The sequence below is a fragment of the Bacillus sp. EE-W1 genome (assembly GCF_009760835.1).
Taxonomy (GTDB): domain Bacteria; phylum Bacillota; class Bacilli; order Bacillales; family Bacillaceae_G; genus Bacillus_A; species Bacillus_A wiedmannii.
Genome location: NZ_WIPE01000111.1, coordinates 1 through 1,477 on the forward strand (window position 1 = coordinate 1; position 1,477 = coordinate 1,477).

Here is a 1,477-nt window from a genome sequence, read left to right on the forward strand (position 1 = left end):
AGCTGATAAATCACCAGCTACTTTTCCAAGGTCAAGCATTGCAACGAATTCGTTCGTTACTAATTTCGTTGCCATAATTTGTCCTGCCGTTAGCATCTCTGATGTTGGAATACCCATTACGAATGCTAATGGTGAGAAAACATATCCTAAAATACTTTGGAATGTGATTCCGAAAATTGAATCGAACACACCGTTAATTGCTGTAATTAATGCTACGAAACCGATTAACATCGCCGCTACTGTTACAGCGATAGAGAAACCAAGCATAATATATTCGCCTAACATTTCAAAGAATGTTTGTTTTTTATCTTCTTGTAATTCTAAAATGTCGTCTTCTTCTTTTACGTCATATGGATTAATAATATGAACGATAATGAATCCACTAAATAAGTTTAATACAAGTGCTGTTACTACATATTTTGGATCAATCATTTTCATGTAAGAACCGACGATTGACATCGATACTGTTGACATGGAAGATGCACAAAGTGTGTATAAACGATTTTTCGGTAATTTGCTTAGTTGATCTTTTACTGTAATGAATACTTCACCTTGACCAACGATTGCAGCTGCTACTGCATTATATGATTCTAGTTTTCCTAAGCCGTTAATTTTACTTAATAGGAAACCGACTGCACGAATGATAATCGGTAATACTTTAATGTGTTGTAAAATCCCAATTAGTACTGCTAAGAAAATAATTGGTAATAATACTGTTAAGAAGAATGGTGCTTGTCCATCATTTGCTAGACCACCAAATACGAAATTAACCCCTGCTTCCGCAAATTTTAAAATAGCTCCAAATCCATCTGCAATCCCTTTTACTAATACAAATCCGACCTTTGTATTTAGTAAGAAATACGCAAGTACCAATTGAATGACAAGCATAAGTGCAATTGGTTTATATTTAATTTTCTTACGATCTGAACTGATAAGGAACCCTAGTACAAATACTACAAGTAAACCGACTAGAAACATTACGATCTTCATATGTGAATCCTCCACTTCTCCCACGAGTTATTGGTCGTATAACGAATGACGTCTGACCATTGATGTTAAAAAAATTTAAAACCCCTAAATATTATTCAACTGTTTTCTAAAATCAGTAAGCGTTTACATAAATTGCAATTTATAAAAGGTAGCTTCTTCTCTCCTACCATACTTAAAAGTCTGAAATTGATACCACCTACAAATCAAATTGTAAGCGTTATCTAATCGAAATGCAATATAAATTTTAAAAGATTTTTATATGTTAATATATTCCTAACTAATTGGTTTTTTCATGCAAATTTACCATAAAAAATAGCCCTAGCTATAAGATAGGGCCACCTTTGTTTATAACATAACACCAACGATAATCGCTGATAGAATACTTACTAATGTCGCACCATACACAAGGCGTAGACCGAATGATGATACAACATTTGATTGGTTTTCATCGATACCTTTCGTTGCACCTGCGATAATTCCGATTGAT

Annotated in this window: 1 protein-coding gene and 1 pseudogene; both read right to left on the minus strand. The window is 33.4% G+C overall.

The window, feature by feature from the left end; all coding sequences use genetic code 11:
• Positions 1 to 990 (minus strand): NupC/NupG family nucleoside CNT transporter (locus GFJ36_RS25985; protein ID WP_157349785.1); only part of this gene is annotated, 990 nt, incomplete at its 3' end.
• Positions 991 to 1,335: 345 nt separating this feature from the next.
• Positions 1,336 to 1,477, minus strand: a pseudogene (locus tag GFJ36_RS25990) (nucleoside transporter C-terminal domain-containing protein); the annotation flags it as partial.